Annotated in this window: 24 protein-coding genes and 1 pseudogene; 9 read left to right on the plus strand and 16 right to left on the minus strand. The window is 61.3% G+C overall.

Annotation, left to right across the window (positions count from 1 at the left end):
• Nucleotides 1-149: 149 nt before the first annotated feature.
• Nucleotides 150-1,550 (minus strand): class II fumarate hydratase, encoded by a 1,401-nt coding sequence (locus HMPREF2808_RS03530; RefSeq protein WP_070623765.1) that lies wholly within the window; start codon nucleotides 1,548-1,550, stop codon nucleotides 150-152.
• 98 nt (nucleotides 1,551-1,648) lie between these two features.
• Entirely contained in the window at nucleotides 1,649-2,668 is a 1,020-nt protein-coding gene (gene glpX, locus HMPREF2808_RS03535; RefSeq protein WP_070523973.1) for a class II fructose-bisphosphatase, read from the minus strand.
• 201 nt (nucleotides 2,669-2,869) lie between these two features.
• Between glpX and HMPREF2808_RS03540 the strand changes: the two genes are divergently transcribed.
• Nucleotides 2,870-3,460 (plus strand): DUF4245 domain-containing protein, encoded by a 591-nt coding sequence (locus tag HMPREF2808_RS03540; protein ID WP_070562565.1) that lies wholly within the window; start codon nucleotides 2,870-2,872, stop codon nucleotides 3,458-3,460.
• A gap of 4 nt (nucleotides 3,461-3,464) precedes the next feature.
• Here the strand turns inward: HMPREF2808_RS03540 and HMPREF2808_RS03545 are convergent, their stop codons facing one another.
• Genes HMPREF2808_RS03545 through xseA form a run of 3 tightly spaced genes read right to left on the minus strand, consistent with a single transcriptional unit; the run spans nucleotide 3,465 to nucleotide 5,387 of the window.
• The gene (locus HMPREF2808_RS03545) at nucleotides 3,465-3,818 is read right to left on the minus strand and encodes a hypothetical protein (RefSeq protein ID WP_070523977.1); all 354 of its coding nucleotides are present in this window, start codon (nucleotides 3,816-3,818) and stop codon (nucleotides 3,465-3,467) included.
• Entirely contained in the window at nucleotides 3,819-4,106 is a 288-nt protein-coding gene (locus HMPREF2808_RS03550) for an exodeoxyribonuclease VII small subunit (RefSeq protein WP_070523979.1), read from the minus strand.
• 39 nt (nucleotides 4,107-4,145) lie between these two features.
• Nucleotides 4,146-5,387, minus strand: a complete 1,242-nt coding sequence (gene xseA, locus HMPREF2808_RS03555; RefSeq protein WP_070523981.1) for an exodeoxyribonuclease VII large subunit — start codon at nucleotides 5,385-5,387, stop codon at nucleotides 4,146-4,148.
• 142 nt (nucleotides 5,388-5,529) lie between these two features.
• Between xseA and HMPREF2808_RS03560 the strand changes: the two genes are divergently transcribed.
• A complete protein-coding gene (locus tag HMPREF2808_RS03560) occupies nucleotides 5,530-6,489 on the plus strand; it encodes a 4-hydroxy-3-methylbut-2-enyl diphosphate reductase (protein WP_180952102.1) in 960 nt (319 codons plus the stop codon).
• Here the strand turns inward: HMPREF2808_RS03560 and HMPREF2808_RS03565 are convergent.
• The 3 genes from HMPREF2808_RS03565 to HMPREF2808_RS03575 are packed head-to-tail and all read right to left on the minus strand — an operon-like array spanning nucleotide 6,486 to nucleotide 9,859.
• Nucleotides 6,486-7,229 (minus strand): DUF6542 domain-containing protein, encoded by a 744-nt coding sequence (locus tag HMPREF2808_RS03565; protein ID WP_232748431.1) that lies wholly within the window; start codon nucleotides 7,227-7,229, stop codon nucleotides 6,486-6,488. The genes HMPREF2808_RS03560 and HMPREF2808_RS03565 overlap by 4 nt on opposite strands.
• Nucleotides 7,230-7,264: 35 nt before the next feature.
• The gene (locus tag HMPREF2808_RS03570) at nucleotides 7,265-8,335 is read right to left on the minus strand and encodes a DNA recombination protein RmuC (RefSeq protein ID WP_070562602.1); all 1,071 of its coding nucleotides are present in this window, start codon (nucleotides 8,333-8,335) and stop codon (nucleotides 7,265-7,267) included.
• Nucleotides 8,336-8,371: 36 nt separating this feature from the next.
• Nucleotides 8,372-9,859, minus strand: coding sequence for an AI-2E family transporter (locus HMPREF2808_RS03575; protein WP_070523987.1), 1,488 nt, complete (start codon nucleotides 9,857-9,859; stop codon nucleotides 8,372-8,374).
• A 47-nt stretch (nucleotides 9,860-9,906) separates the two neighbouring features.
• On the opposite strand from HMPREF2808_RS03575, the gene ychF reads away from it, so the two are divergent.
• Complete coding sequence (gene ychF / locus HMPREF2808_RS03580; protein ID WP_070623769.1) at nucleotides 9,907-10,992, plus strand: redox-regulated ATPase YchF; 1,086 nt, start codon at nucleotides 9,907-9,909, stop codon at nucleotides 10,990-10,992.
• A 31-nt stretch (nucleotides 10,993-11,023) separates the two neighbouring features.
• Nucleotides 11,024-12,214, plus strand: a complete 1,191-nt coding sequence (locus HMPREF2808_RS03585; protein WP_070623772.1) for an amidohydrolase — start codon at nucleotides 11,024-11,026, stop codon at nucleotides 12,212-12,214.
• On the opposite strand, the gene HMPREF2808_RS03590 is transcribed toward HMPREF2808_RS03585, so the two are convergent.
• From HMPREF2808_RS03590 to HMPREF2808_RS03615, 6 genes are read right to left on the minus strand one after another with little or no spacing between them, the layout of a single operon-like run.
• Entirely contained in the window at nucleotides 12,211-13,053 is an 843-nt protein-coding gene (locus HMPREF2808_RS03590; protein ID WP_070523993.1) for a MurR/RpiR family transcriptional regulator, read from the minus strand. The two genes, HMPREF2808_RS03585 and HMPREF2808_RS03590, sit on opposite strands and share 4 nt — an antisense overlap.
• Nucleotides 13,054-13,064: 11 nt before the next feature.
• Entirely contained in the window at nucleotides 13,065-13,865 is an 801-nt protein-coding gene (gene phnE, locus HMPREF2808_RS03595) for a phosphonate ABC transporter, permease protein PhnE (RefSeq protein ID WP_070523995.1), read from the minus strand.
• Nucleotides 13,862-14,656, minus strand: coding sequence for a phosphonate ABC transporter, permease protein PhnE (gene phnE / locus HMPREF2808_RS03600; protein ID WP_046649249.1), 795 nt, complete (start codon nucleotides 14,654-14,656; stop codon nucleotides 13,862-13,864). The genes phnE (HMPREF2808_RS03595) and phnE (HMPREF2808_RS03600) overlap by 4 nt, the downstream gene beginning before the upstream one ends.
• The gene (gene phnC, locus HMPREF2808_RS03605; protein ID WP_049155476.1) at nucleotides 14,653-15,453 is read right to left on the minus strand and encodes a phosphonate ABC transporter ATP-binding protein; all 801 of its coding nucleotides are present in this window, start codon (nucleotides 15,451-15,453) and stop codon (nucleotides 14,653-14,655) included. The genes phnE (HMPREF2808_RS03600) and phnC overlap by 4 nt, the downstream gene beginning before the upstream one ends.
• Nucleotides 15,454-15,484: 31 nt before the next feature.
• Nucleotides 15,485-16,471, minus strand: coding sequence for a phosphate/phosphite/phosphonate ABC transporter substrate-binding protein (locus HMPREF2808_RS03610; protein WP_070623775.1), 987 nt, complete (start codon nucleotides 16,469-16,471; stop codon nucleotides 15,485-15,487).
• A 32-nt stretch (nucleotides 16,472-16,503) separates the two neighbouring features.
• A complete protein-coding gene (locus tag HMPREF2808_RS03615; RefSeq protein WP_070524001.1) occupies nucleotides 16,504-17,157 on the minus strand; it encodes an HAD family hydrolase in 654 nt (217 codons plus the stop codon).
• A gap of 144 nt (nucleotides 17,158-17,301) precedes the next feature.
• Here HMPREF2808_RS03615 and HMPREF2808_RS03620 point away from each other — a divergent pair, with 144 nt between their 5' ends.
• Nucleotides 17,302-18,210, plus strand: coding sequence for a cation diffusion facilitator family transporter (locus HMPREF2808_RS03620; protein WP_070623778.1), 909 nt, complete (start codon nucleotides 17,302-17,304; stop codon nucleotides 18,208-18,210).
• Here the strand turns inward: HMPREF2808_RS03620 and HMPREF2808_RS03625 are convergent.
• A complete protein-coding gene (locus tag HMPREF2808_RS03625) occupies nucleotides 18,196-19,158 on the minus strand; it encodes a winged helix DNA-binding domain-containing protein (RefSeq protein WP_070623781.1) in 963 nt (320 codons plus the stop codon). The genes HMPREF2808_RS03620 and HMPREF2808_RS03625 overlap by 15 nt on opposite strands.
• A gap of 11 nt (nucleotides 19,159-19,169) precedes the next feature.
• The gene (locus HMPREF2808_RS03630; protein ID WP_070564361.1) at nucleotides 19,170-20,717 is read right to left on the minus strand and encodes a succinic semialdehyde dehydrogenase; all 1,548 of its coding nucleotides are present in this window, start codon (nucleotides 20,715-20,717) and stop codon (nucleotides 19,170-19,172) included.
• A gap of 90 nt (nucleotides 20,718-20,807) precedes the next feature.
• Here HMPREF2808_RS03630 and HMPREF2808_RS03635 point away from each other — a divergent pair, with 90 nt between their 5' ends.
• The 4 genes and pseudogenes from HMPREF2808_RS03635 to HMPREF2808_RS13290 all read left to right on the plus strand — a co-directional run.
• Nucleotides 20,808-21,980 carry an alanine racemase gene (locus HMPREF2808_RS03635; RefSeq protein WP_070623784.1) on the plus strand — a complete coding sequence of 391 codons (1,173 nt, stop codon included), beginning with the start codon at nucleotides 20,808-20,810 and terminating at the stop codon, nucleotides 21,978-21,980.
• Nucleotides 21,977-23,260 carry a D-arabinono-1,4-lactone oxidase gene (locus HMPREF2808_RS03640; RefSeq protein WP_070524011.1) on the plus strand — a complete coding sequence of 428 codons (1,284 nt, stop codon included), beginning with the start codon at nucleotides 21,977-21,979 and terminating at the stop codon, nucleotides 23,258-23,260. Before HMPREF2808_RS03635 ends, HMPREF2808_RS03640 begins: the two co-directional genes overlap by 4 nt.
• Nucleotides 23,261-23,362: 102 nt before the next feature.
• A complete protein-coding gene (locus HMPREF2808_RS03645) occupies nucleotides 23,363-24,553 on the plus strand; it encodes an MFS transporter (protein ID WP_070530499.1) in 1,191 nt (396 codons plus the stop codon).
• A gap of 267 nt (nucleotides 24,554-24,820) precedes the next feature.
• Nucleotides 24,821-25,086: pseudogene (locus HMPREF2808_RS13290) on the plus strand (HNH endonuclease); the annotation flags it as partial.

Here is a 25,086-nt window from a genome sequence, read left to right on the forward strand (position 1 = left end):
AGTGCAAATTTGCACCAAGTGCAATTCGAGTGATTTTTGAAAGGGAGATCTAAAAATATGACGGTGGTTACTATGACGCTGAGCGTGGGCGTTGAAAACGACGAAGGCCGCCCTCCTGAAGGAGAGCGGCGGCGTTCGCGAAAGCGAGCTTAGAAGTTGTCGCGGTCGCGGTTGGTCATGGTGAGAACGTTGAGGCGCTCATCGAGCTCCTCCTCAGTGAGGTTCTCTCCGTCGACGAAGCCGAGGTCGATGACTGCCTCGCGGACAGTGATCTTCTCGTGCAGTGCGTGCTTAGCAGCCTTGGCTGCGTTCTCATAGCCAATCTTGGAGTTCAGCGGGGTCACGATGGAGGTGGAGGACTCCGCAAACTTCTTCATGCGCTCCTCGTTGGCCTCGATGCCGTCAACGCACTTCTCAGCGAAAACGCGGGAGACGTTGGCCAGCAGGCGGGCCGACTCGAGAACGTTGCGAGCCATCATCGGGATGTAGACATTGAGCTCGAAGTGGCCGTTGGAGCCGCCGAAGGCAACGGCTGCATCGTTACCGATAACCTGGCCAGCGACCATGGTGGCGGCCTCACACAGAACCGGGTTGACCTTGCCCGGCATGATGGAGGAGCCCGGTTGCAGGTCCTTCAAGTGGATCTCGGACAAACCGGTCAACGGGCCGGAGCCCATGAGGCGGATGTCGTTGGCAATCTTGTTGAGGGAGACAGCCACGGTGCGCATGGCGCCGGAGAACTCCACCAGGGCGTCGCGAGCGGCCTGGGCCTCAAAGTGGTTCTTAGCCTCAGACAGCTCCTTGACGCCGGTGAGCTTCTTGAGCTCCTCGGTAACCTTGCCGCCGAAGTCGGCGGAAGTGTTCAGGCCGGTACCGGTTGCGGTGCCGCCGATGGCCAGTTCACCCAAGCGCGGCAGTGTTGCCTCAACGCGCTCAATGCCGAGCTCGATCTGGCGAGCGTAGCCGCCAAACTCCTGACCCAAGGTGATCGGGGTGGCGTCCATCAGGTGGGTGCGTCCGGACTTGACCATGTCGGCGAATTCCTTGGCCTTAGCCACGAGGGATTCGTGGAGGACCTTGAGGCCCGGGATGAGGTCGTTGACGGCAGCCTCGGTCGCCGCAACATGGGTTGCGGTGGGGAAGGTGTCGTTGGAGGACTGGCCCATGTTCACGTGGTCATTCGGGTGAATCTCCACGCCATTGTTGTGGGCGATGGAAGCGATGACCTCGTTCGTGTTCATGTTGGAAGAGGTACCGGAGCCGGTCTGGAAGACATCGATCGGGAAGGCATCGTTGTGCTTGCCTTCTGCAATCTCGGTGGCTGCCGCAATGATAGCGTCGGCCTTCTCCGCATCCAGCTTGCCGGAATCCTTATTCACCTGAGCGCAGGCGGCCTTGAGAAGACCGAGCGCGCGGATCTGGGCAGCTTCAAGGCCACGGCCAGAAATGGGGAAGTTTTCCACAGCGCGCTGGGTTTGGGCACGCCACAGGGCGTCGACCGGAACCTTGACTTCGCCCATAGTGTCGTGTTCGATGCGGTATTCAGTCATGAAGTCACCTTTTCTGTGAGATGAGAATTGTAGAGTTCTTTATGTGTGCCGTGGCACGGCATTGATGGCCACCGTAGCACTCTTCGCAGGAAAGTGGATTAGCTTTCCTTATCGTGGGGGTTGGTGTAGTCCACCACGGAGTATTCCTGCAGCTTAGCCAGCTTATGGATGGAATCGACGTAGCGGATCGTGCCGGACTTGGAGCGCATGACCAGAGAACGGGTCGTGGCGCCGTTGGGGCGGTAGGACACGCCGCGGAGCATGTCGCCATTGGTAACGCCGGTTGCGGCGAAGTAGCAGTTTTCAGAAGAGACCAGATCGTTGGTGGTGAGGACGCGATCAAGGTCGTGTCCGGCCTTGCGTGCCTTCTCTGCCTCTGCTTCATCTTTAGGCCACAGCTTGCCTTGGATTTCACCACCCATACACTTCATGGCACATGCGGTGATGATGCCCTCTGGGGTGCCACCGATACCCATCATCATATCGATGGAGTTGGTGTCCTGGCAGGTGGCGATGGCGCCGGCGACGTCACCATCCATGATGAGGCGAACCTTGGCGCCTGCCTCACGGATCTGGCGGATAAGGTCATCGTGGCGCGGGCGGTCGAGTACGACGACGGTCAGGTCAGCTGGCTTGATGCCCTTGGCCTTGGCCACGGATTTGATGTTCCACTCCACGGACTCATTGAGATCGATTGAGCCAACAGCCTCTGGGCCGACAGCAATCTTCTTCATATAGAACACTGCGGATGGGTCATACATGGTGCCGCGCTCAGCAGCAGCGATGACGGAAATAGCGTTCGGGCGGCCTTCTGCCATAAGACGGGTGCCGTCAACCGGGTCGACGGCGATGTCCATCTCTGCACCCTGGCCGGTGCCGACTTTTTCTCCGTTGAACAGCATGGGGGCTTCATCCTTTTCGCCCTCACCGATGACGACGATGCCGTTCATCTCTACGGAGTTGATGAGCTTGCGCATAGCATCCACCGCGGCGCCGTCACCTTCATTCTTCTGTCCACGGCCAACCCAGCGACCCGAGGCGAGTGCTGCTGCCTCAGTGACACGCACCAGCTCCATGGCTAGGTTGCGATCGGGGATATAAGACGTGTTATCAGACATGTGTGATTAGTCCCTTTCTTTTCAGGTGGCTCGGCCCGGGGTGGGGGACAACCCGGAATACATATTCCATTCTTCCACTTTTCCCTCGTATCCAAGCCCGAATGCCTCCCCCAGAAGAGGGTCTCAGTCAAGTTGGCCACCAAAAGGGCAGGTGGGAGGTCGCTGTCGCGAGCGCGGGAGGCGGCGTGACATACTGGGCGGGTGGCATCTGAAGATAAACCTAAGATTTTTGAGGACGCGCGTGATATCACCCTGACGGTGGGCGTCATCCTCATCATGATGTTCCTGGCGGTTGGAGCAACGGGACTGTGCTCGATCAACCCGGAAAAGCCGGGGCCCGTGCAGAACGTGGATGCCGCTACGTTTCTGGAAATGGAGGCGCGCGGCACCGGGGCCGTCATCAGGGAGCCCGTCATGCCGGAGGGCTGGCAGCCTACGGCCGCACGGCGTAAGGAGATGGGCGGCGAATCCGGTGCCGTGGTGAGCTGGCTTACCGCCGAGGAAGGCTACGTGGAATCGGCGCAGACGCAGTTGGCGCTTGGCGATGTCCCCTCGGCCTACGACTCCAACTATCGTGGCAACTCCGAGCGGCGTGAGGTGGCGGGCCACGACGTGGAAATCCTGAGCAGTGACGACAAAGATGTGCGTCCACTGTGGATTACTGACTTGGGCGATGCCCGCCTCGTTCTTACGGGCTCTGCCTCCGACGCTGATTATGAGACGGCCCTCACCGCCTTCGCGGAAGCTGAGCCGCTCCAAATTGCTGAGGATGGCAGCGTCGTCAGCGAGTAAATAGTTAGCGGAACGTCACGCTCTGCAGCGTTTCATCCCACTCCACCTCGACGGCATCGCCGGCGGCACTGGTGAGAGACTCCGGGTCGAGCCCACTCAGGCGCGTCTTGCCCAGGTAGACATCGACCTTTTCGTGTTGGGACTTGCCGGGGAAGAGTGCAATTTCGACGAGTTTATCAGCGCTAAAACGCAGGACGATGGAGCCGGAGAAATAGCTGATTTCCTCTCCGCTCACGGTGTGCGGCGGGCCGAAAAACTCCTCGACGAGCTGGCGTGAATCCCCAAAGACCATGGATCCCGCTCCGCCCGACTTGGAGACGAAATCGACGCGATCTCCCGGGTAGCCGTAAATTTTCATTTAATCCTCTCCTGCTTCTGCATTGGTGGCTGCGCTATCGGTGCCCTCAGTATTCTTGCGGAGGGCTTCCTCTACGCGCTTCGATGCGCCGTCGAGGTGCGCCTCGCAAGCTTTTGCTAGGGCCTCGCCACGCTCCCAGTATTTAAGAGACTCGTCCAAGCCCATCTGGCCCAGCTCGAGGATCTTTACGGTCTCAATGAGTTCATCGCGGGCTTGTTCATAGCTCAGTTCTTCTACCGGTGGGAACGCGTCCTGGCCGGGTTGGCCGGCACCAATTGTGTCAGTCATGGGGTCAATTCCTTTTCTCTTGTGCTCTAATAAATCGTTTTAATCTGCGGCCTGGGAGGCCATTGCGGCGGCGGTAATCGAACCATCGCCAACGCGGATGCGCAGCTGCGATCCCGGGGGAGACTGCGCATAGCTGGTGACAACCTCTGGTCCGCTACCGTCGCGAGGCAGCACCTGAACGATGGCGTAGCCCCGTTCAAGTGTGGCCGAGGGGCCCAAGGCTGAGACGCGAGCACGCAACGAGGCTACCTGGTTACTTTCGCGATCCAACCGGTGCGTAACTACCCGGCGAATCAGCGCGAGGTTGCGCTCAAGTTCCTCGCGGCGCGCGTTGATCGGCACCATGGGATCGGCGAGGACCGGGCGGGAGCGGATGCTCTCGAGGCCGCGGCGTTCCCTGTCCACCCAGCCGCGCAGCGCTGCCGCCATGCGCGAGCGGGCTTCAGAGATCAGCGCATACTCTTCGGCGGCGGAAGGAACGACGCGCTTGGCCGCATCGGTGGGCGTGGCGGCGCGCAGATCGGCGACATCATCGAGCACCGGGTGGTCCGGTTCGTGTCCGATGGCGGAGACAACCGGAGTGCGGGCGTCTGCCACAGCGCGCTGGAGCGCCTCCTCGGAGAAGGGAAGCAGATCTTCCACTGAACCACCGCCGCGGGCGATGATGATGACATCGACTTCCGGGTTCGCGTCGAGAGTCCGGAGCGCGTCAATCACCTGGGTAACGGCAGTGGCTCCCTGGACAGCAGTGTTAATGACTTCGAACTGAACCGCTGGCCAACGATCCTGCGCTACGGAGAGCACATCGCGCTCGGCATGGGACCCGCGGCCGGTGATGAGGCCAATCTTCTTCGGTAGATAGGGAAGCGGCAGCTTACGGGAAGCGTCGCACAGGCCCTCCTGACGCAGCCGCTGGCGCAGCATCTCTACCCGAGCAAGAAGGTCACCAATACCGACGTGGCGGATCTCCGTGACCCACAGGGAAAAACTTCCGCGTCCGGCGTAGAAGGCGGGCTTGCCGTAGACCACGACGCGGTCGCCATCCTTGAGCGGTGAGGGGGCATTGCGGATGAGCGAGGTGTTACATGTCAACTGAACAGATTTTTCCTGTTCGACATCACGCAACGTGATGTAGGAGAGCTTCCATGTTGGCTTCATGTTCAGCTGGGTGATCTGCCCCTCCACCCAGAGGAAACCCAGGCGCTCGATCCAGCCTTTGACTTGGTCATTGACCTTGCCGACGGGCCACGGCGTTTCCGCAGAATTGGCCGGTTGGTTCACGCGCAGTCCTTTCTCTTGAGTGGTCTAGTCTCTCGGGTATGTTCCGTCCAGTGTAAGAGGCGTGCCGGACATCTGGTGCTACCGGCCAAGCCTGGCAAGCTGTAACTACAGTATGCGCGCGACTTTCGATACTCTGGGAGCCATGACTGAAACTGCAAAGAAGGTGCTCCTGGCGGCTCCCCGCGGCTATTGCGCCGGCGTGGACCGTGCTGTTGAGACAGTGGAAAAGGCGTTGGAGAAATACGGCGCCCCTATCTACGTGCGCAAGCAAATCGTGCACAACCGCTTCGTTGTTGAATCCCTGGCTAAGCGTGGTGTCATCTTTGTGGAGGAGGCTTCCGAAGCCCCTGAAGGCGCTCACCTTGTATTTTCTGCACACGGCATTGCGCCGACGGTGCGCAAGGAAGCGGAGGAACGCAAGCAGCTAACGCTGGACGCAACGTGCCCGCTGGTGACCAAGGTGCACAAGGAAGCACAGCGCTTTGAGCGCGATGGCTATCACATCTTGCTCGTCGGCCACGAGGGCCACGAAGAGGTCGAAGGCACCGCCGGTGAGGCCCCAGAGGTTACCCACTTGGTAGATGGCTTGGACGGCGTCGACAAGCTGCCGGATTTCCTCCACGATGAGAAACTCATCTGGTTGTCGCAAACCACATTGTCGGTTGATGAAACCATTCAGATCGTCAATAAGCTGCGTGAGCGCTTTCCGCACCTGGAGAATCCGCCATCAGATGATATCTGCTACGCCACTCAGAACCGTCAGGAATCGGTGAAGGCCATTGCCCCGAAGTGTGATCTCATGATCGTCGTCGGGTCCCAGAATTCCTCCAACTCAAAGCGTCTCGTCGAGGTCGCCCTAGAAGCAGGCTCTAAGGCCTCGCACCTCGTAGACTTCGCTTCGGAGATCGAAGAAGCTTGGCTGGAGGGCGTGAACACCGTCGGTGTGACGTGTGGCGCATCCGTGCCTGAACTGCTGGTCCGTGAGGTACTGGAATTCCTGGACGAGCGTGGCTACCACGACGTTGAGCAGGTGACGACCTCCACGGAGACCATCACATTCTCCTTGCCGCGCGATCTGCGTCCGGCACGCACCGCGCGTTAATCCTCGTCGTAGAGATTCTCTTCCAGCGGCTGGGAGGACCGCTGGGAGCGCTCCCGTGCGCGCCGCGCATTCTCTGCCGATTCAGCGGCGGCACGGCGGAATTCCTCCCGCTCATCTGCGTCGGGGGAGGCTTGTTTGCGCTGTTCGCGCTCCTCGGCCTGAATACGGCGGCGTTCTTCGCGGTCGCGCTCCCGGACTCGGCCGGAGCCTGTGGCTTCACGAGCAAGGAGCTCGGCTACGGAAAGACGCTCGGAGCGGTTTCGAAGGTCGGAAGCTGCGTCGGTGCGGCGCTTTTCCTGGGCTTTGGCCTCACGGCTCTTCGCACGATTGTCGCTGCGCCACAGTCGCAGGACTGCGAGTAGCGCGCAGGCAATTACTGTGACAATAAGTACGGGGAAGTGCTGCAGCAGCGGGAAGGCCGTGGTGAGAAGCGCGGTCTTAGAAAACGGCGACGCGCCTTCTGGCAAGGCTGACGTGGAACTGATGAAGCCACCGCCCACGGTTCCCAGCGCGTAGAGCAGGGGCAATGAAATTACCAGCATGTAGAGCCCGCGGGTTTCCACCAGCCAGGTGACGGCGAGCGATCCCAGTCCAAAAATCAGGGCGAACGGCAGCCCCACGCTGCCAAGCACTCCTGAGACCGTCAAAGCCACGAGCGTTACGACGAGCGCGAGGAGAAGCGCTCGGGTAAGCGGCATCCCGCGGCGGGGAGGGCGGCGACGATTTTTGGCAACTGACACGCCCAGAGAGCTTACCGGGAATGTTGGCCAAACCGTTATTCATTCTGGGCGCGCCGCGGCCAAGAACCGACACGGCGCGGCTCCACGGGCAGGCGGTCGACGCGGGCGGGGACGTCCAATTCTTTGAGCCGCCGTGCAGTGACCGAAACGCGCGAATCCAAACTAGCCAGGCTTGCGTTATAGGCCTCCACCGCGCGCTCCAGCCCGCGGCCCACCTTGTCGTAGTGCTCATTAAGAGTGTTGAGCCGGGTGTACAGCTCGCGGCCCAGGCGCTGGACCTCGCGGGCTTTATCCTCGATCTCTTCGTGCTGCCAGCTCACCGCAACGGTACGTAAGAGTGCGAAAAGGGTGCTCGGGGTAGCGATGACGATGTTGCGCTCGAAGGCGAACTCGAGCAATTCAGCGTCGATAGACAAGGCCGCGTCCACGAAGGTGTCAGCGGGGACAAAGAGGATCACAAATTGTGGTGTGGGGGAGAAGGCCTCGATATAGTCCTTCGACGCCAGTGCCTGCACGTGGGAACGCATGAGGTGCGCATGGCGGCGTAGGTATCCAGCCCGCTCCTCCGGGTCTTCAGTCTCCATCGCATCGAGGTAGGCGCTGAGCGGTACCTTGGCGTCCACGATAATGCTGCGCCCGCCGGCCAAGTGAACGACAAGATCGGGGCGGACGAGCGAGCCATTGATGCGGGCGTTCACCTGTGAATCAAAATCCACGTGTTTGCGCATGCCGCCGAGCTCGACGACGCGCTCGAGCTGCACTTCGCCCCAGCGTCCCCGAACATTCGGGGAACGCAGTGCGCCGACCAGCTTGTCCGTGCGGTCAGACAGGCGTGTCGACGTGCGGGTCACCGCTTGTACTTGGCTGCTGAGTGCTGCGAGCGATGTCGCCCGATCCTCCTCGATTTCTTGGAGCTGGAGGCCCAAACGGTCCATGGCCTTCTCTAGAGGGGCGAGTTCTGCTTGGCGGCGTTGAGACTCTTGAAGTGCACGGTGTTCCTCTGATGGCTGGGCGGACTGTGCGGAATAGGCGCGGGCCAGCCAGCCCAGAGCGGCCCCGATGATGAGGCCGAGGAACAAGAGCACTACGGGAAGGGAAGACGTCATGCCTGTCATCATGGCACGCTCCCCGGACACGGAGGCTTAGCTCTTGTCTTTTGATTGCAAAATCTGTTCGAGAGCGCCAATCGCTCGCTTGATTCCCGCTCGGGCACCGCTATCTCGTTCGCTGAAGTCTGCGTCAACGTCGACATCGATCTTTTGGTCCAGCGGGCTGGTGCCGTCGTGGGCTACGTCCTCTGCTGCGCCCTCGGGTGCGGCGTGGTCCGGGATGGACAGCCATTGTTCGCGCTTCCGGTCACCCTGCTGCTGTGTGTAGCGCCCGATGAGGAAGCCGGCGACCGTTGAGAATTCCAAGTCTTCGGCGGTCCTTTCGCCGGATTGGAGCATCATCATGTCTTGGAAGTAGCGGTAGACCACCGCGATGGTCGCCGCCGCCGGAACGGCGAGGAAGCCGCCGACGAGGCCGAAGAGCGCGGAACCTACAGTCACAGAAATCAACACGATGACCGGGTGCAGGTTCATGGCCTTCGATTGCAGCCACGGGGAGAGTACGTTGCCCTCAAGCTGCTGAACTAAAAGGACCAAGCCAAGAACGAGCAGTGCTTTGGTAAAGCCCAAGGAGACCAGCGCGATGGTCACGGATAGCGCACCAGCCACGATCGCGCCCACAAAGGGGATAAAGCCGGCGATGAAGGTGATGATGGCCAGCGCCATGGCCAAAGGCACCCCGATGAGGGCGAGGCCGAGGCCGATGAAGATGGCGTCGACAAGCGAGACCACCGCCTGCGCCCGCACGAAACCGCCCAGCGTGGTCCACACACGGGTGAGCAGCTCAGTGAGGTGCCAGCCGGTCCGGCGGCCCGTGGCCTGTCGCAACCAGGGGAGGAAGTTGTGGCCATCTTTAAGGAAGAAGAAGGTCAGCACCACGATGATGAAGAGCGTGACCACGATGGAGGTCGCCGTGCCAATTCCTGTGAACACGGAACCCGCAATAGAGCCGGCCTGGCGCTGCAGCCACAGGGCGATCTCATCGATGTATTGGCCGATCTCATCCGGATCGAGGTTGAGCGGCGGACCCTGTGCCCATAGCTGCAGGCGCTGAATGCCTTCCGCAGTTTGCAAATACAGCGTTTGGGATTGCCGCGCAAAGTCCGGAGCAATGAACATGAAAAGCGAGCCCACCGCGGTAAAGGACACGAGGATGGTTACCGCCGCAGCCAGGGCCGACGGCAACCCCTTGCGCCGCATGGCGCTCGCAACAGGGGCAAGCACAGTGCAGATGATGAGAGCAATGAGAACCGGCAAAATGCCACGCCAGAAGTTGCCCAACATGCGGAATGAGGCATAGAGGAATAGCCCAATAATGGTCAGGCGCAGTGCCCACAGCGATGCGGACTTGATGACCTCGCCGACCACCACGGAGCGATCCACTTGGTTGCCTGGCGGGTGCGGCGAGACTGCGTTCAGCGAAGCGGCGTCGACGGAATCATCGAAGCGTCCGCCAAGCGCTGCCTCAGCGGCGGCGAGCTCAGGCGAGGATGCATTGGGGGATGGCTGATCAGAACTCACCCCACCATCTTGCCTTAAAAGATCCGGGGTGCGTTAGGATTGGCCCCGTGAGTCTTACACTTGGAATCGTCGGCCTGCCCAATGTGGGCAAGTCCACTTTGTTTAATGCCCTGACCCGTTCCGATATCTTGGCAGCGAACTATCCGTTTGCCACCATCGAGCCCAATGTCGGACTAGTGGAGCTTCCCGATTCCCGCCTGAACCGCCTCGCGGAAATCTTCAGCTCCGAGCGCATCCTTCCGGCCACCGTGTCCTTCGTGGACATCGCCGGCATTGTCGAGGGCGCTTCCAAGGGTGAGGGAATGGGCAACGCCTTCCTTGCCAACATCCGTGAAGCTGACGCCATCTGCCAGGTGGTGCGCGCTTTCGCTGATGAGAACGTTATCCACGTCGACGGTGAGGTTAACCCGGCGCACGATATTTCGGTCATCAACACCGAGCTCATCCTTGCGGACCTCCAGACCATCGAGAAGGCTTTGCCGCGTTTGGAAAAGGAGGCCCGCAAGAACAAGGATCTGGCAGAAACCGTGGAGGAGACCAAGAAGGCCCAGGCCATCTTGGAGGATGACCGTACCCTCTTCGCGGCGTCCAAGAACAATGAGATTGATTTGTCTTTGCTGCGCGAGCTGCACCTCATGACCGCGAAGCCTTTCCTTTATGTCTTCAACTCGGACGAGGCCGTCCTCACCGATGAGGGCAAGAAGGAGGAGCTGCGCCAGCTTGTCGCCCCGGCGGAGTGCGTCTTCCTCGATGCCCAGACTGAAACCGAGCTCCTTGAGCTCGACGAGGCAGAGGCCCTCGAATTGCTGGAGTCTGTCGGCCAGGAAGAGCCAGGCTTGGCGACGTTGGCCAAGGCCGGCTTCGCCACCCTCGGCCTGCAGACCTACCTGACCGCTGGCCCGAAGGAAGCCCGCGCGTGGACCATCAGGCAGGGCTCTGCGGCACCGCAGGCCGCGGGTGTCATTCACACCGACTTTGAGAAGAAGTTCATCAAGGCAGAAATCGTCTCCTTCGACGACCTTGATGCTGCTGGCTCCATGGCGGAAGCCCGTAACGCTGGCAAGGTGCGCCAGGAGGGTAAGGAATACATCATGCAGGATGGCGACGTCTGCGATTTCAAGATCGGCGGCTAGCTCGTGCGCTCATAGCGCGTAGGCTGTGGGCATGAGTATCGCCCACATCCTAGACCGAGCAGCACATGCCACGCAGTGGCAAGAAGCCCTGTACAAGGACCTTCACCAGCATCCTGAGCTCAGCATGGAAGAGGAGCGCACCCGCGGCGTCATCGCGGATAAACTCCGGGAGTTTCCAGAGGCTGAGGTGCTTGAATTCGGCGGGGGAGTCGTCGGCATCCTCCGCAACGGTGAGGGTTCGACGGTTTTAGAGCGCGCTGACTTCGACGGCCTGCCGGTCACTGAAGACACTGGCCTGGACTACTCGGCCACGGGCGAGGTTATGCACGCCTGTGGCCACGACACCCACGTGACCGCCTTGCTTGGCGCCACGGAAGCGATGGCGAAGGCCACTGACGCGTGGTCCGGTACTTTCATCGCGCTCTTTCAACCGGGCGAGGAAACCGCTGAGGGCGCGCAATCCATGGTGGACGCGGGACTTACCGGCAAAGTCCCCACACCTGACGTGTCCTTTGGTCAACACATCTTTATTGATAAAAACGCCCCGGCCGGCAGCGTACTGATTGCGCCCGGCCCGGTCTTGTCGACAGCGACCTCACTCACCGTCACCGTCTATGGCCACGGTTCCCATGGTTCGATGCCACACCTCAGTGTCGATCCAGTCGTCTTGGCCAGCTCCATCGTGTTGCGGCTGCAGACCGTCGTGTCCCGCGAAGTCGATCCTCACCAGTTCGCCGTACTGACCGTCGGCGCGCTGCAAGCGGGGTCGAAGGCCAATATCATCCCGGATTCGGCCACCCTGCGCATCAATGTCCGCGCCTATAGCGAGGAGATTCGAGAGCAAATCGTTGTGGCCATCCACCGGATTGTCAACGCCGAGTGCCAGGCAGCGATGTCCCCACGTGAGCCGGAGATCACCGAAAGCGATAATTACCCGCTCACTGTCAACGATGAGGAAGTCACGAACAAGGTGCGCGCGCAGCTTGTCGACGTCCTCGGAAGCGACAACGTCCTCGACATGGAACCGTGGACCGCATCGGAAGATTTCTCGAGACTCCCCGATGCCTTCGGCGCTCCCTATTGCTTTTGGGGCTTCGGTGGCCGCACGGACGGCGTTTCCGTCCCGAACCACAATCCGCGCTTTGCACCGGAGCTGCAGCCGACGCTCAGCACCGCGACGCAGGCGCTCATCGCCGCGGCCTACGCCTACCTGGGAAATTAATCTTCCATCGCCGAATGGAGCACGGAGAGCACCGTGCGCCGTGCCGCGGAATCATCGAGGTGGGAATCCACCAGCGTCACGAGTGCTTCAAGCACCAGCAGAAAAGCAACGCGCGAGGCATCCTGCAGCTCTGCACGAAATGTCCCATCCGGGGAGGGGATGACCAGCGTGTAGGAGGCGAGCTCCGCCAAGGGCGAGGAGGTAAACGAAGTCAGCGCGATGAGCTTCGCGCCCGCCTCGAAGGATGCGGTCGCGGCTTTGAGCGTGAGCGTGGTCGACCCTGAACCGGAAACGACGAGGCACACGCACTCTGCGTCTAGTTGCGTCGCCGCGATGTGCTGGCCCATGGCCTCCGCCACGAACTCGGCGGGGCGCCCGATGCTTGTGAGGCGCAGCGCCATGGTCTGCGCCAAGGGAGCAGAGAGGCCATTGCCCACGAGGAGAACCCGCTTGGCCTGTGCTACTGCCTCCACTGTCGCGGCTAGCTCATCCTCGTTGAGCAGGGCAGTAAGCCCATGCAGGTAGTTGCTGAAGGAGGCAATCTCGGCACTCATGCGGCCGACGTGGGTGGAATCGGCACCCGCCGGCGGGGTGGGGCGCTGCGCAATCTCCTGCGTGAGCGCCACACGCAACTGCTGGTACCCGTCGTAGCCCAGCGCTTTCGCGGTGCGGATGACGGAGGTACGGGACGTGCCTACCTTGGCTGCCAGCTGGTCCGCAGTGGCGTGCAGGACGAAGTCCATGTCTTCGAGGATTGCCTGGGCCACGCGTTGTTCGATGGGCTGCAGGCTCGGCATGCGCGTGGTGATGTGCGCGGAGAGCGGGGCGGAATCAGTCATAGGGGTAACTATCAGGTGAATTTGGCGGCCACGATGCGGCGGCGGATAGCGCCGGAGATGGCGTCGATGGACATGGTGATGACGATGACCACGATGAGCAGGACGCCGACGACGTCCCACTGGCGGTACTGCGTATAGCCGGTGAGCATGTCACCGATGCCACCCACGCCGATGAGGCCGAGGACCGCGGAGGTGCGCACGTTGATCTCAAAACGGTAGAGCGCGAGCGAAGCCAGCTCGGGTTGGACAATGGGCCAGGTTCCCCAGCGTACCATTTCTGCCAGGCTGCCGCCGGCTGCCTTGACCGCTTCGGCTGGGCCAGTCGGCGCGGTTTCAATGGCCTCATAGGTCCACTTCGCATGCGTGCCGATGCCGCCGATGGCTAGAGCTAGCGCGCCCGTAAACGGGGTTAACCCGGTGACGGTGAGGATAATGATGGCGATGATGATCTCCGGTACCGCGCGGATGATGGCAAACAGCGCGCGCAGTGGTAGGCATACCCACCCCGGGGAGACCGTATTGGCAGCTAGGACACCGAGGATGGTGGAGAGGAACACGCCGAGCAGCGCGCCGATCCAGGCCATGGCCACGGAGCGCCAGGTCTGCAGGAGGGCCTCACCCAGCTTGGACCAGTCCGGGTTGGAGAACATGAGCACGAGGTAGTGCCAGATGTTCGAGGGCAAATCTTTAAGAGCCGTCAGATCAACGCGAATGTAGCCAAAGGACAGCGCCAAAATAATAAGGAATCCGGCCCACGCAGCGAAGACTCCCCAGCTGCGGGAGCGGGAGGGAAGTACATGTGCAGTGCTCATCGCAGCCTCTTTCGCAGGTTGACGGACACGATCTCTAGGGCGATGACCACGACGAGCAGCTCGAGCACGATGGCGGAGAGCGCGTCATAGCGGTAGAAGCCACGGACTTCGTCGATCAGCAGGCCAATGCCACCAGCGCCCACGAGGCCGAGGACCGCGGAGATGCGGACGTTGAGCTCGAGGGAGTAGATCACCTGGCTGGCAAATACCGGCCAGGTCTGCGGCAGGGCAGTAACCCGGTTGATCTGGGTTTGCGTGCCGCCGGCGGCCCGGCCGGCCTCCATGTAAGAATCATCCGCGGAGTCGATGGCTTCGGAGACGAGCTTGACCACGATGCCGACGTCGAAAAGCACCAGCGTGATGATGCCGGGCAGGGCACCGACTCCGAGCATGGCCACGAGGATGGTGGCGTAGACCAAGTCGGGCACCGCGCGGACAACGTTGACGATGCCGCGCACTAGCGAGCGCCACGGTGTCGATGGGTTGGTGGGCCGCGCCGCCCACAGGGATAAGGGCAGAGCGATGACCGCGGAGATGGCGGCACCGACGACAGCCATGGCGAGGGTTTCAAGCATCGGCTCCCACGTGCGCGGGAGGATGGACCAGTCGGGGCTGAACATCAGGGCCAAGCGGTCGGCGCCGTTGCGCCAGTTGCGAGCGATCTGCCCAAAGTCGATCTCGATTCCGCCCCAGGCGGGGACGCAGGTGGCGATGGTGAGCGCGAGAAAAGCAGCCAGCCCGCCAAGGATGCCGGGCCAGTTGCGCTGCCGTGGGGGAAGTACCGCCGTCATGCCCGGCTCTCCTGACTTCCCAGCTGGTCTTCCTCGCGGATGCGGCGGCCGTAGATGGCTTCGAAATCCTCCACGGTGGAGCCTGCGGCGGGCCCATCGAAAACTATCTTGCCGTGGCGAATGCCGATGATGCGCGTGGCGTAGTCTTGCGCCAGATCCACCAGGTGCAAGTTCACCAGGGTGGTCAGGTCCCGCTCGGTATTGATGCGGCGCAGATCCTTCATCACGGAGTGGGCAGTGGGCGGGTCGAGGGAGGCGACGGGTTCATCGGCCAGCATGATCGCCGGCTTCTGGGACAGGGCGCGGGCGATGGCCACGCGCTGCTTCTGGCCGCCCGACAAGGCGCCGGCCTTATTCCACGCCTTGTCGAGGATCCCTACGGAGTCGAGGGCCTCGGCGATGATTGCTTTGTCCTCGGCGGTAGAGATTCCCAACAGGGTGCGCCAGCTGGGATTGTGAGAAAAGCGCCCGACGAGGACATTGGAGAAGACGCTCGCGCGGTCGGCTAGGTTGAACTCCTGGAAGATCATGCCGATGCGGCCGCGTAGCTTCCGCAGCTGTGCTCCTTTCGCTGCGGAAATCTCGTGGTCGCCGACGAAAATCTTGCCGGATGTCGGTTGCACGAGGCCGTTGATGCTGCGGATGAACGTGGATTTGCCAGAGCCGGACAGGCCGACGATGGCGACGAATTCGCCGGGAGCGATGTCCACGGAGACGTCGTCGAGCGCCAGCGTTCCGTTGGGGTAGCGCACCGAGACATTCTCGAAGCGGATTCCCCACGCTTTCTCCTCCGTCATGGGTGAAGCCTTTCTGAGTAGGGGCGTCAGGCTACTGGGCGAAGCGCTCGTTGACCTTGCGCGCCATATCGATGGATTCCTGCTTGGCGGGAACCCAGTCGGTGATGTCGAAGATGGCGGACATGGTGTCCGGATCAACCTCGGAGAAGCCGTCCATGAGGTCGGTGATCTGGCCGCGCAGATCCTCCGGCACCTCATCAGAAATCACGACGCCACCGTTGGGGTACATGTCGGTGTAGCCGAAGACCACGAGCTTCTCGGCCAGACCTGGGGCCTCCGACGCGTCGATGGTGGAACGCGCATCCCAGAAGCTGAAGCCCACCTCGGCATCGCCGTTGTAGACCGCCATGATGGAGGCGTCGTTGGAGGTCACAGGCACCTTCTTGAGGCTGTCGACGTCGATGCCCTGGGATTCCATAGCCATGACCGGCAGCTGGTATCCGGCGGGGGAGGTAGCACCCAGCATGGCGACGGTGGTCTCCCCATCGATCTTCTTGAGCGCCTCGAGGCCCTTCGGACCCTGGCCCTTGTTCTCCTCCGGGGTGGCGGTGCCGTTGCAGTACAGGTAGTCGGCACCGCTGGCAGCATAGGTGGAGGCCACCGGCTCGTCCTTGCAGTACTTGTCGGGGTTGTTGGTGACGAACTGGCCGGCGTAGGAATCCGCGCCGAAGCGCTCGTCCTGCAGTACGGCGTGAGCGCCGTACATGTCTTCTGCAGAGGCCAGCTGCGCGGCGGAGGCGATGGCGATATCTGCCTGGCCGGAGCCGATGGCCTCGACGGCGGCCTGGTAGTCCTTGGTCACGACTCCCTCGACCTCGATGCCGAGCTCCTCGGAAAGGTAGTCAGTCAGCGGCTTTGCGGTGGTGACGAGATCGTTGACCTTCTCGTTCGGGATGAGCGCGAGGGTGAGCTTGTCGGGGGAGTTCGAGTCATCGGTTGAGGAGGAATCAGAGGAGCAAGCGGTCAGGGAGAGCGACAGTGCAAGGGCGGAGGCAGCGAGGGCGGTGAAACGGCGCATGAGAATGTCTTTCTGTGTCGAGGGGTGGAGTGCTAGAAGGCGGAAGATAGTTCAGAAAAGATGTCGGTGACGCGCTGAGCGCGCCACGTGGGGTTGGCGTCTGCGGGGGTGGCGAACGGTGTTTCCAATAAAACGGTGCGCCCGCCACGGGCAGTCACGGGAGCGAGATCGAAATCCCAGATATCGCCGAAAGCGATGATGGGGCTATCGGGGAAATCAGATTCGAGGATTCGAGTCAAGCCGTCGGGCTTGCCCACCCTCGTGTAGATGGCGTCGAAGGAGTTGCTCAGCCCCAAAACCTTTAGCGCCTCTGCGAGGCCAGTTTCGGGGGAGTTGGTGGCGAGAACCGCGCGGCCGGGATACGAGCCTAGAAACTCGGCGAGGCCTTCGGGCGCTTTGATTCCGGTGTCCGCAAGGTTTAGTCGGGAGGCCATGTAGGCCTGTTGGCAGGAGTCCTCCGGGACATCGCAATCCGCGGCGAGGCTGCGGACGAGGTCGTAGCCGTCGCAATAGTGCACTAGGGAGGCGTCGTTCGTTGAGAGCATGCGCTCGGCGGTGTGGGGGATGGAGTGGTTTCCGGTTGCCTCCCCGATGTGGCGGGCATAGGCCAGCACGGGCCCGTGGCCCAGGCTAACGGTGCCGTCGAAATCGAAGAGGAGAACTGGGGGAGATATGTCTTTGGACATGAAGTACAAACTAACGACGGTGTATGTACTTTACGACCACACGCGGTAAACAATGCGTGAACAGTACGTGCACACTCGCCCTTGGTACCCTGACTCACGGTAAATAGAAATTTTCCTCAGCGAAGGACATATAGAAAGACGCACATGTCTCTTCCAACCGAGCAACTGCTGCTCGAACGCTTCATGAAGCTCTCCATTGCCACCGCAGTGGCCACGATCGCGCTCAAAGTCGTCGCTGCTGCGGCGACGGGATCGGTGGGCTTTCTTTCCGACGCCCTCGAATCCGGTGTGAACCTCGTAGCCGCCGTCGTGGGGTTTGTGGCTATCAAAATTGCGGCGAAGCCGGCAGACGCAAACCACCAGTTCGGCCACGGCAAGGCCGAGTATGTTTCCGCGTTGGTAGAGGGCGCGATGATTTTCGTGGCCGCCGCGATGATCATCTACACGGCCATCCGCCGATTTCTGGTTCCGCAGCCGCTGGAGCAACCTGGGCTCGGCCTCTTACTGTCACTCATCGCCTCTTTGCTGAACTTGGGCGTGGGCCTCCTGCTTGTGCGTGCAGGCAAGCAACACCGCTCAGCTACCTTGCAGGCGGACGGAAAGCACTTGCTTACCGACGTCTGGACGTCCGTCGGCGTCCTCCTCGGCATTGGTGCGGTCGCACTGACTGGCTGGCTGTGGTTGGATCCCGTCATCGCGCTGGCAGTGGGCATTAACATTTTGTGGACTGGGTATAAGCTGCTCAAGGAATCCTTGAGCTCCCTGTTGTCGGAGTCCCTGCCCAAAGAGGAACACGCCAAGTTGGATGCTTTGCTCAATGAGCTGGAGGGCCGTCACGATGTTTCCTTCACCTCACGCCGCACGGTCGCGGCAGGGCGCCAGCGCCTTGTTTACCTCACCATGGATGTTCCCGGCGAGTGGACGGTGCTGCACTCGCACACAATCGCTGACCGCATCGAAGACGCCATCGATGAGCTTTTTCCCGGTGCGGAAGTGTTTATCCATGTCGAGCCCGAAGGAACGGTTCATCGCCGCATCCTACGGATGCCGTAGGCTGGCTACGCCGCGCCCGCCTTCCATGACCCACGGCCAACTGAGGCCATTTCGAGTGAGGACGTTTGCTCGGATCTCATCGGGCACGATCCAATCCTTGTTGGCATAGCCCAGCAGGTATTCGTCGAAGGCGGGGAGTTCGAGCCGGATTTTTAAGGCACCGTCGATTTCGCTCGCGGTGACATCCTCCTGCCAGCCCGCCATCCACAGTGTCTGCCCATCATGGCTAACGGTCGTGGCCTCCGTGCTCGCAAGAGCCTTGGCAGCCTGGGATTTGCTGAGCTTGGACCATGTTTGGAGGTCGGCTACGGATACGGGGCCGTGGCCTTCGACATAGCGCTGGGCTAGCTCTGAGAGCGGTTGGTCCGGTTCACGCTGGACGGTAGGTAGCGCATCGACATGGAGGAAGGTCTCTTGGTTGCCAGCTTTTGGGCCCTGTACCAAGTCACCGGCACCGCCGAATGCGCGGAGTAGGTGGGAGCCCCTGCCTTCTGTGGGGTCCACTCCAACCTCAGCGAAAATCTCGTAGACTTCCGTGCGGCTCAGGGGTTCGGTCGCTGCGCTGTGAAGCGCTTCCGAGGCGGCTGCCACCATGTCTTCGCTCAGCCCCAAACTCGGCCGCCGAGATTTCTGGCTGGAAGCCATTCGTGGATAGAGGAGGCGGGACATCCAGCGGACGTCGGCAGCCGGCATGAAGTGCAGCGTGCCGCGCTGTGGCCAACAGCGCACCACGCGATAGTGTCCAACTTCACCGAGCACCTCTTGATCAGTGCAGCCGGCGCGAAGGGCTAGTGCTGTGATGCCGGCATCGTAGGTCTGCCCCTGCAGAGCGAGGAGATGCTCAGCGACGTCCTGCGCCGAGGAGAGCTGTGATCTCGCGGCCGATGGGGCGAGGCCTTGAGCAATGAGCCGGCGGGCTAGAAGTTCGTCGCGGTTAAGTTCCTTCATGGCTGTCTACATTAGAGCCGGAAGGTCTTCATCAGCTGCATGCCCGTCGAAACCAGCTGGCGGAAGCGTTCCGGTGAGACGTACTCCGACGGCGCAAGCGGGTGCAGGCGCTGCTCGGCCACGGTGCGCTCGTTGGCCCACAGGCGCATGCCGGTAATACCGTGGCGGTGGTTCAGTCCAGATTCCTTGACGCCTCCACCTGGCGCGGCGATAGAACCGTAGGCGGCGGCGAAGCCTTCGTTGATGTTGACCATGCCGGCCTCTAGCTGGGAGGCAACCTTCCACGCGCGGCGGGAATTTCCGGACCATACTGAGGCAGAAAGACCGTAGGTGGTGTCATTGGCGCGCTGGATGGCCTCGGCATCGGAGCTCACCGGGTATACCGCCAACACTGGGCCGAAAGTCTCGGTGGCATAGAGATCCATCTTTGGGGTCACGCCGGTGAGCACGGTGGGCTCATAGAAGAAGGGCCCAAGATCCGGCCGAGCCTTTCCGCCATATACCACGGTGGCGCCCTTGGACAGGGCGTCCTCGACGTGGGAAACTACTGCATCGAGCTGGCGCTGCGAGGTCAGCGAGCCGATGGTGGCAGCATCGGAGAATGCTGCCCCGAGCACTTGCTGGTCCAGGGCGTTCTTGAGTTCTGCGAGGAACTCCTCAAAGACGCTCTCGTGGACATAGGCGCGCTCGGCGGACATGCACAGCTGCCCGGAGGAGGAGAAGGCGGTGCGTACGGCACCTTGGGCGGTGGGTTTAAGGGGGGCGTCGTCAAGCACGAGCATCGGGTTCTTGCCGCCCAACTCCAGCATGGTGGGGATGAGGCGCCCCGCGGCCTGGGTGGCAATCGACTTGCCAGCCTGGGTGGAACCGGTAAAGGAGAGCCCATCCACCAGAGGAACCAGGGCGTCACCCACCTCGGCACCCAGGCCGGGAACCAGCTGCCAGGCGGCCTCCGGAAGGCCCGCCTCAATGGCTAGGCGTCGCAGCAGAATTGCCGTCAACGTGGTCTGGGAGTCCGGCTTGTGTACCACGGCATTGCCGGCGGAGAGTGCTGCCAGGACGTCGCCCACGCCCAAGGACAGTGGGTAATTCCACGGGGAGATGAGCCCCACCACGCCGAGTGGGTAGTACTGCGTGCGTGTCTTGGTCAGCACGGGAAGCGCGCCGGGGTGGCGGTCGTTTCCGAAAGCTTTGCGGATGTTGACGGCATAGAACCGAGCACAGTTATACAGATCCATCAGCTCGTCATAAGCATGGGAGCGGGATTTGCCATTCTCGGCCTGGATGAGGTCGAGGATGAGCTCCTCGTTCTCGTGGACGAGGTCGTGTAGGCGCAGCAGGATGGCGGCGCGGTCACCTTGGCTGACGCCGGCGCGCGCATAGGTGACTGCCTTCTCGACGTCCCCGGCGGTGGCGACGGGGAAGCTAAAGAGCTTGTCACCGCTAAACGGCGCGTGAGCTTGGTGCTGCTCACCCGTGCCGCGAACATCGCGGGCGGGGTCCGTATCCAAGAAATTGTGCACTCGCTGGGGCAGGCGTGTCTGAGTGAAGGTTTTCATGCGGTCTATTGTCCCAAAAATATGGGATGCCGCTATGAGTTTTTCGAGATTTGTCTCACAAACTAAACTAGTTGTGGTTAGGATGACGCTATGCCAATCCTCGCGACCACTCCACAGGCCCAGGTGCGTTCGGCCGTTGAGCCGCTCGTCAGGTCCGGTGAAAGCTCAGCGCCCGTCGGCGTTATCGACCTCGATGCATTCGACTACAACGCTGCACAGATGCCCACCCGCGCCGGGGGACTGCCCATCCGCGTGGCCTCGAAGTCAATACGCAGCGTGGCGGCACTACGCCGTGCCCTCGAGCATGAGGGCTACCGAGGCATCCTCGCGTATTCCGTACCGGAGGCGCTGCATCTGGTCGGGGAGGGTTTCCGCGACATCGTAGTGGCCTACCCGAGCGTTAACCGTCAAGCCCTGCGTGAGCTCGCCGCAGATGACACGGCGCGCGAATCCATCACCGTCATGGTGGATAGCGTGGAGCTGTTGAGCCTGCTCGAGGGTTCTGTACGCGTGGCCATCGATATTGATTGCACGCTCCACTTGCCGGGTGCGGTTATCGGCCCGCGGCGCTCGCCCGTGCGCACTCCGGAACAGGTCTCAGCGCTGGCGCGTGAAGTCGTTCGGCGCGGGCACAGGCTTGTGGGGCTCATGGCTTATGAAGGCCAGGTGGCCTCCGTCGCGGATGGCCTGCCAGGTCCAGTGGGAGCGGTCAAGCGTTGGTTGCGTTCAAAGTCCATGGCGGACCTCGCCCCGCGGCGCCGAGCCTGCGTGGCGGCCGCGCGGGAGGTGGCGGACATCGAATTCGTCAACGGCGGTGGCACGGGCAGCCTCCAGGAATCCGCGGCCGAGGGAACTTTGACCGAGCTGGCCGCTGGCTCCGGCTTCTATACGCCAGCGATCTTCGATGATTTCACTGGCATTAACCACAAGGCGGCCGCGTTCTTCGTCTGCCAAGTATCCCGTGTGCCCGCGCCGGGCTGGGCCACGGTCAACTCCGGCGGCTGGATCGCCTCCGGCCCTCCCGCGAAGGATCGCGTTCCGGTTCCGGTGTGGCCAGCAGGGCTGAGCTACTCCAGTACGGAGGGCGCCGGTGAGGTGCAGACCCCGCTGCGCGGGGCTGACTTAGAAGTCGAGGACCTGGTGTGGTTCCGCCACGCCAAGGCCGGCGAAATGACGGAAAACGTCGACCGCCTCCTCGCCGTCGGGCACGACGGCGTTGATGTATGGGACACCTATAGAGGACAAGGATGGACACTCCGATGACAACCACATTTAGCAATTGGGCAGGATCGGTCACCACGAAACCGCAGGAGTTTGTACAGCCCTCCCGCATAGACGAGATCCCCGGAATTATTAGCCGCTCCCGCAGCGTGCGTGCGGTGGGCGCCGGCCACTCCTTCACTCCCATCGCGGCAGGGGAGGAGACGATGCTCAACCTAGACCACGTGAGTGGGCTGGTGAGCGTCGATAAGCAGCGCAAACGCGTCCGGTTCCTAGCCGGCACTCGCCTGCGAGACGTACCCAAACTGCTGCGCCCATTCGGGCTTGCCCTGGCGAATCAAGGCGATGTGGACCCGCAATCGCTGGCGGGCGCGATTTCGACCTCGACCCACGGCACCGGCATCAATTACACGGGATTTGCGGGGACGGTCACGGGCCTGACGCTCATCGACGCCGACGGCAACGTCCGCACCTATTCCATCGACGAGGACCCGGAGCTCCTGCGCCTCGTAGTCGTCAGCGTGGGCGCGCTCGGCGTGGTCGTCGAAGTTGAAATGCAGTGCGTGGATGCCTTCGACCTGCTGGCTGAGGAGTCTGGCATTGACTTCGATGAGCTGATGGATAATTGGGAGGAGCTCTCCCGCAGCGTCGATCACTTCGAGTCCTATTGGTTCCCGCATACCGACCGCGCCATGGTCAAGGCCAACACGCGCCTCGAACCGAATGGGGAGCGCCGCTCACGGCTTAAGCAGCTTATCGACGACGAGCTCATCGGCAACGGCGCCTTTGCCGCCGCCTTGGCGTTGGGGCGCCTGATTCCGGGAACGATTCCGACCCTTAATAAGTTCGCCACCTCGGTCATTTCTCATAATCGCTACCGTTCCGCCGCCCACGACGTGTTTGTCAGCCCGCGCCGGGTTCGTTTCCACGAGATGGAGTACGCCGTGCCGCTTGCCGACGGCCCCGCCACCGTCCGCGAAATCCGTCGCTTCATCGATGAACAGGACTGGCGCATCGGATTCCCGATGGAGCTGCGTACGACGGCCGCGGATGACGTTGCTCTTTCGACGGCGTCGGGCCGTGAATCGATGTACATTGCCTTCCACATTCCGCGTGCGCTGAATCCGCAGGACTACATGCCGAAGCTGGAACCTATTTTCCGTGCAGCAGGTGGGCGCCCGCACTGGGGCAAGATGAACTCCCTGTCCCGGAATGACTTTGCTCAACTTTATACAAGATTTGATGAGTTCTGCGAACTGCGCGAAAAGATGGATCCGGAGTGGAAGTTCGGTTCGCCCTACCTGCGGAAACTGTTCGGGTAGAGGGCGTCGTCAAGCGCAGTGCAATCCGTGAATTGGATTCGAAAGTATCTCTGATCTTTGGTAGCGTGTGGAAGTCTTAATTCCATAACGCTATCGAAGAAGGTGTCTCAAACGTCCTCTGAATCCCAGTCCCTCATTACGCCGACATTCGTGTTTGCGTGGTTGGTAAATTTCGCCCAGTTTACGGTCTTCTATCTGCTTGTGACCATCATGGCGCTCTATGCCGTGGAGCAGTTTCAGGCTTCGGATACGGCGGGCGGGTTTGCGTCCAGTGCCTTTGTGGTGGGGGCGACGATTGCTCGTCTCTTCTCCGGTTACATCGTTGACGCGGCTGGGCGAAAACGCTCGTTGGTGGCCTCGCTCATTGTGGTGGCTGTAGCCATGGCGCTGTACATGCCAGCGCACTCGTTGCCGATGCTTTTTGCCGTCCGTATTTTGCACGGCTTCGGTTATGCGGTGGCCTCGACTGCTGTGATGGCAGTGGCGCAATCGGTGATTCCGGACCACCGTCGTGCCGAGGGGACCGGCTACTTCGCCTTGGGGACGACCCTAGCCACTGCCTTTGGTCCAGCGGCTGGTTTGGCGATTGTCCACCAAGCTGGCTATAACACCGTGTTTATGGTGGCGCTGACGCTTACGGTAGTGGCCTTGGGGTTGGGACTCGTCGTCAAGGCACCGGCGCAGGAGCGTCGAAGCGTCTCCTTTTCCTTGGGAAATATCGTGCACCCAGCGGTGGCGCCTTTTGGCGTCTTTATCCTTTTGGTTGGCGTCGCGTACACGGGCATCATTACGTTTCTAAACGGCTACTCCTCCCATGCGGGCCTGGAGAAGGGCGCTAGCTACTTCTTCCTGGCCTATGCGGTGGTGAGCCTCATTCTGCGCTTTGTGCTGGGCAAGCTGCAAGATCGTCGCGGTGACAACATCATCATCTATTCCTCGCTCGTCTTCTTTATTGCTGGCTTGGTAGTCCTTGCTCTGGCTGCAGCTGATTGGCAGATCATTGCTGCGGGTGCCTTGGTGGGCTTTGGTTACGGCTCAATTCTTCCGGCGGGCCAGGCTATCGCCGTGCGCCTGGTGCCGATGCACGAAATGGGTGCGGGGATCTCGACCTTCTTCTTGCTGCTAGACCTAGGTATTGGCTTTGGTCCGATTCTGCTGGGGCAGATCATCTCCGCGGCGGGTTACTCCGTCATGTACTGGATGTTGGCTGCCTTGATGCTGGTGGCTTCGGTGGTCTACTTCTTCGTTCACGGGCGCAAGGACATCGCGCGCGGTGATGTGCGGTACGAATAATTTACTCACTGGCGTCGCGCTTTCCGACGCCTAGTAGATCCCCATGCCCCACGTGCCACCAACAACGCGCGTGGGGCATTATTCGTTTTGTGTCAGTCACCGCTACTGATTGAGGATCGAACGGCCTAGCTAACCCGTGGTGGCTACCCCCGTTTGTAGTAACGACTTGACGTGAATTTACTGCTGGCTATGGCTATGTGTGGTGGGGGTCGGTAGAATCATGGTTAGAACATTTCTTCTAACTCATGTTTCTCGGGGGAGACATTCATGACTACCACCGCCACGCACCCTTCAACCTCCTCTTCTTTCTTCTTCTCAACAACGAATCCGAATAATCCACACGCTATAGCCCGCGCGGCAGCCCGCCGCGCTATCTACAACACCTGGGTTGGTGCTATGCCCAGCCTGCAAGCCGATATCAACACCACCGCTTTAAGCTTGGTGGCTGCCTGGTCACTGCCCGAAGGCCACATCAAATCCGGACTGCGTGCCATCCACCGCCTTGATAGCCTGCCGAAAGTCAAAGCCATACA

This window comes from Corynebacterium sp. HMSC078A10 (genome assembly GCF_001811565.1).
Classification (GTDB): Bacteria; Actinomycetota; Actinomycetes; order Mycobacteriales; family Mycobacteriaceae; genus Corynebacterium; species Corynebacterium hesseae.

Bases quoted from the DNA above. Each gene is read 5' to 3' on its own strand.
- phnC (WP_049155476.1), bottom strand. From the start codon at position 15,453: ATGACGGAGGAGAAAGCGTGGGGAATCCGCTTCGAGAATGTCTCGGTG.
- HMPREF2808_RS03615 (WP_070524001.1), bottom strand. From the start codon at position 17,157: ATGTCCAAAGACATATCTCCCCCAGTTCTCCTCTTCGATTTCGACGGC.
- HMPREF2808_RS03610 (WP_070623775.1), bottom strand. From the start codon at position 16,471: ATGCGCCGTTTCACCGCCCTCGCTGCCTCCGCCCTTGCACTGTCGCTC.
- HMPREF2808_RS03550 (WP_070523979.1), bottom strand. From the start codon at position 4,106: ATGACTGACACAATTGGTGCCGGCCAACCCGGCCAGGACGCGTTCCCA.
- HMPREF2808_RS03590 (WP_070523993.1), bottom strand. From the start codon at position 13,053: ATGACTGATTCCGCCCCGCTCTCCGCGCACATCACCACGCGCATGCCG.
- HMPREF2808_RS03625 (WP_070623781.1), bottom strand. From the start codon at position 19,158: ATGAAGGAACTTAACCGCGACGAACTTCTAGCCCGCCGGCTCATTGCT.
- HMPREF2808_RS03635 (WP_070623784.1), top strand. From the start codon at position 20,808: ATGCCAATCCTCGCGACCACTCCACAGGCCCAGGTGCGTTCGGCCGTT.
- HMPREF2808_RS03530 (WP_070623765.1), bottom strand. From the start codon at position 1,550: ATGACTGAATACCGCATCGAACACGACACTATGGGCGAAGTCAAGGTT.
- HMPREF2808_RS03560 (WP_180952102.1), top strand. From the start codon at position 5,530: ATGACTGAAACTGCAAAGAAGGTGCTCCTGGCGGCTCCCCGCGGCTAT.
- HMPREF2808_RS03640 (WP_070524011.1), top strand. From the start codon at position 21,977: ATGACAACCACATTTAGCAATTGGGCAGGATCGGTCACCACGAAACCG.
- phnE (WP_070523995.1), bottom strand. From the start codon at position 13,865: ATGAGCACTGCACATGTACTTCCCTCCCGCTCCCGCAGCTGGGGAGTC.
- HMPREF2808_RS03630 (WP_070564361.1), bottom strand. From the start codon at position 20,717: ATGAAAACCTTCACTCAGACACGCCTGCCCCAGCGAGTGCACAATTTC.
- HMPREF2808_RS03585 (WP_070623772.1), top strand. From the start codon at position 11,024: ATGAGTATCGCCCACATCCTAGACCGAGCAGCACATGCCACGCAGTGG.
- HMPREF2808_RS03570 (WP_070562602.1), bottom strand. From the start codon at position 8,335: ATGACGTCTTCCCTTCCCGTAGTGCTCTTGTTCCTCGGCCTCATCATC.
- glpX (WP_070523973.1), bottom strand. From the start codon at position 2,668: ATGTCTGATAACACGTCTTATATCCCCGATCGCAACCTAGCCATGGAG.
- HMPREF2808_RS03545 (WP_070523977.1), bottom strand. From the start codon at position 3,818: ATGAAAATTTACGGCTACCCGGGAGATCGCGTCGATTTCGTCTCCAAG.
- phnE (WP_046649249.1), bottom strand. From the start codon at position 14,656: ATGACGGCGGTACTTCCCCCACGGCAGCGCAACTGGCCCGGCATCCTT.
- HMPREF2808_RS03620 (WP_070623778.1), top strand. From the start codon at position 17,302: ATGTCTCTTCCAACCGAGCAACTGCTGCTCGAACGCTTCATGAAGCTC.